Origin of the sequence: Micromonospora inaquosa, from assembly GCF_003857055.1 — a bacterium.
Taxonomy (GTDB): Bacteria; Actinomycetota; Actinomycetes; order Mycobacteriales; family Micromonosporaceae; genus Micromonospora; species Micromonospora inaquosa.
The window spans coordinates 1-3,590 of record NZ_QGSZ01000398.1 but is presented as its reverse complement, the minus strand read 5'-3'; the positions used below and the strand labels follow the sequence as shown (position 1 = coordinate 3,590).

The 3,590-nt window shown below is 70.2% G+C and carries 3 protein-coding genes; all 3 read left to right on the top strand.

All coding sequences use genetic code 11. From position 1 onward, the window contains the following. Positions 1–1,817: DUF6119 family protein (locus tag DLJ59_RS35675; protein ID WP_124778514.1), on the top strand; the 1,817-nt coding region annotated here is incomplete at its 5' end. 50 nt (positions 1,818–1,867) lie between these two features. After that, entirely contained in the window at positions 1,868–2,485 is a 618-nt protein-coding gene (locus DLJ59_RS35670) for a hypothetical protein (protein WP_124778513.1), read from the top strand. A gap of 44 nt (positions 2,486–2,529) precedes the next feature. Beyond that, positions 2,530–3,348 carry a ribonuclease HI gene (locus tag DLJ59_RS35665; protein WP_124778512.1) on the top strand — a complete coding sequence of 273 codons (819 nt, stop codon included), beginning with the start codon at positions 2,530–2,532 and terminating at the stop codon, positions 3,346–3,348. Positions 3,349–3,590: the final 242 nt, after the last annotated feature.

Genomic DNA, 3,590 nt, shown 5'->3' with positions numbered 1-3,590 from the left:
CGACGCACCCTCCCCCGCACCACCGCCACCCCGATTCTCAACGCGAGGAGATCGACGTGCGCCGTGCGAGCCAGCCGACCACGACCAGACCGACCAACCGCCGTGTCGTCCGCAAGGACGTCACCCGTCCGCCCTACGACGCACCCACCCTCTTCGACCTCGACCTGCCCGAGCGGCCGGAGGGCACCTATCTGACGTCGGTCTACCAGCTTGAGCGGGTGGCGCCGACTGTCGAGGGCCTGCACGACGCGGTGAACCACCGCTACGTGCGACAGCACGACTTCCTGGTCGAGGATCGCCGGGTGGCCGGTGCGCCGGCGCTGCTGGTGCACGGGACGGTGCCGCGTTCGCGCGCCGACTGGTGCGATGTGCTGGCCTCGGTGACCGGGGAGGCGATCGACCTGGGGTTCAGCAGTGGCGGTGCCGCCCTGCTTGTCGCGGTCGACGACCACGTCTACGCGCTCGCCTACGGCACCGTCGGCCGTCACATGGTCGATCTGGACCTGGCCAACTCCGGCTTCGGGATCGGCTTCGCGGTACGCTCGCTGGCCCCCGACGAGATCAAGCAGGTGCGTCGGCGCGTGTTCGGCACCACCGGCCGGGTCGACCGCAACATGGTCCCGGGTGGTCAGCACATCCGGATGTACGGCATCGACAAGTGGGGCGAGATCGTCGGCCAGGTCTGCGGGCGGACGTTCAACCGGAACCTGACCGTCTGCCGGTCCACGGGTAAGGCCACCCCTGTCGAGGGCAGCGACACCCTGCGCATCCATCTCGGTGTCGAACCCTCGAGCCTGCTCGCCGACCTGCGGGAGGTCGACCGGGTCTGCAAGCAGGAAGCGCCCTTTGCTGACTCGGAGTTCATCACCCAGATCCGACCGGTGCCGGCCCGGGATCCCCGGCTGTCGACGGTGGAGGAGGAGCTGGACCGGCTACTCAGGTTGCCGGATCCTGTGGAGGTCGGGCTGGCCGTACCGGGCCGGGTCTTCGGCGAGATCGAGCGGATCCAGTCGTACAAGCTTCGGGTGCCGAAGTCCGGCCTGGCCCCGGCGCGGCTGCCGGAGCTCACGCTGGCGGACGTGCTCACGCAGACCGAGGGTGTGCCGGACGGCGAGCGGTGGGCGTCGCTCTGCAACGGGCGCGTGACCGTCTACGCGGACGCGGCTGGCGACGAGGAGATCGGCTCCACGGCAGTGTCGCGGTGGGTCACCGCGCAGCTCGCGCACGGTGAGAGTCAACTCCTGCTGCACGAGGGCGGCTGGTACGAGATCGGCGACCAGCACCGGACGTTCCTCCGAGACGAGATCGAGCAGATCCTGACCGGCCCGGCCAGCTTCGCACTCCCGGCCTGGACCGCCGACCTGACGGACGAGGAGGCGTACAACATCCGCGCCGCGGAGGTCCGCGGTCTGACCCTGCTGGACCGGAAGCTGCTGCGGACGGACCAGCATCACCGCGGCATTGAGGCCTGCGACCTGCTCGGGCCCGACAACGAGCTGATCCACGTCAAGCGGGCCAAGGGCAGCTCTGCCTTGAGCCACCTCTTCGCGCAGGGCGAGGTGTCGGTCGACGCGCTGCGGTACGAGGCTGACGCCCGCACCGCGCTGGTCGAGATGGTCAAGCGGCAGCGGTCCGGGCGGGTCATCGACCTGAACTTCCAGCCCCGCAAGGTCATCTACGCGATCGCCCTCGGCTCCGGCAAGCCGCTCACCGTGGACTCGCTCTTCACCTTCGCCCAGGTCGCGCTCTACCGGGCCATGAAATCCCTGCGCAACGAGGGCGTCGAGGTCGAGGTCATCGGTATCCCGTCCACCTGATCCGTTCACGACATCAGCTCCACAGCTTCCGCTGAACAGAGGAGAGAGCCATGACCGAACCTCACCACCAGCAGGACCCGCCCGCCGAGGCCCCAGCTCAGCCCGAAACTGCGGGCGCAACGAGCCCGCAGCCCGTCACCCGCCAACGCTCCCAGGTCCGGTGGGTCATCGCCGGCGCTGCCGTTCTGGTGCTGCTGCTCTGCTTCGGTGGCTGCGGCGCGCTGCTGGCCACCAGGAACGATGAGGAGTCGCCCGATCAAGGGAAGCCTGCCCCCACAGCTGCTTCCCAGTCGCGGGCCGGCACGTCCGCCCCCACCAGCGCCGCCGCACCGACTACCGCGCCCGCGACGACGGCGCCGCCCGCACCCGTCTACGACCTGCCGGCGAAGGGCGACTTCAAGCTCAAGGTCAAGACGCTGCGGAAGCAGTGTTTCGGCAGCGCTGGCTGCAACATCACCTACCGGATCGACGTCACCTACGTCGGCGACGGCCTCGACCCGTCCAGCACCTACGAGGTGACGTATGAGGTCAAGGGTGCCGAGGACCCGATCATCAACACCTTCGAAGTGACCGGCGACTCCGCCTCCGTCCAGCAGGAGGAGACGGCCAGCACGAAGCGCTCCGGAGACAAGCTGACTGCCGTCGTGACCGACGTGTCGGAGCTGTGAGACCCCAATGAGCGTGTCCCCATCACAAGACCTCAGGAGACGTCGTGCGCCCCGATGAGTTCCTCCGCGCCCTGACCCAGCTCCCCCCGCCCCTGCACGACCGCGTCCTCATCCTTCGTCCCTACACCCGTACCACCGGTTGCGACGCCTGCCGGAGCATCGGTGATGCCGTCCACCTCGCCCTCACCGCCGCCCATTACGACGAGCTGGCCTCCGCAGGCAAGCTGCTCGACACCGCCGAGCGCCGCGCCGCCGAGCACACCGAGCACGCGCCGCGGCGCCCGGAGCAGCAGCGCGGGCGCGACCGGGTACTGCGCTGGGCGCAGGCGTCCGGTCCGCTGGTGGCGGCGACCGACGCCAGCTGGAAGGGCCGCGCCGGCGGCATCGGGTACGTGGTCAGCGACGGCCACTACGGTCTGCTCGGGCGGGGTACCGGCCGGCTCGATCCGACCGGCAGGTCCCGGGTGCTCGTCGACGAACTCCGGGCGGTCGACTATCTGCTCACCGCGTTTGACGAGGTGCCAGCGGGCCTGACCGTGCTGCTGGACAGCCTGACGGCCGTGCGGTACCTGCACCGCTGGCAGGCCGGCGAGGCCGACGCGATGCCTGCCGGCTACAGCCTGCGGCAGCGCCGCTGGTCGGACAAACCGACACTGATCCGGCTCGCCGAGCAGGTGGCCCACTGTCCCGACCTGACGTTCGAGCACGTCAAGGGGCACAGCGGCCACGCCCTGAACGAGGCCGCCGACGGCCTGTCGCACATGGCCCGCCGCCGGCGGGAGGAGTCCTTCGACCTGCGTCCTCGGGCGCACGCACTGGTCGACGCGTTCCTGCGCGACTGGCACACGAACGTCACGCTCTGACCGCGCGACCACGGTAACGCCCATCCACCGCTCACCCGGGCGGGCCGACGACCCGTCGGCCCGCGGACACCACACGCCTGGAGACGACCATGGCTCAGCCCTCGCCGCCCACCACACCTCTGATCGAGCTGATTTTCGAGCGGCTCGCCGACGACGACCTGCCGGCCGAGACCGCCGAGCTGGTCCTCGCCGCGCTCAGCAGCGAGGACGACCTGACCGCCGCCCTCGCCGGTACCCCCACC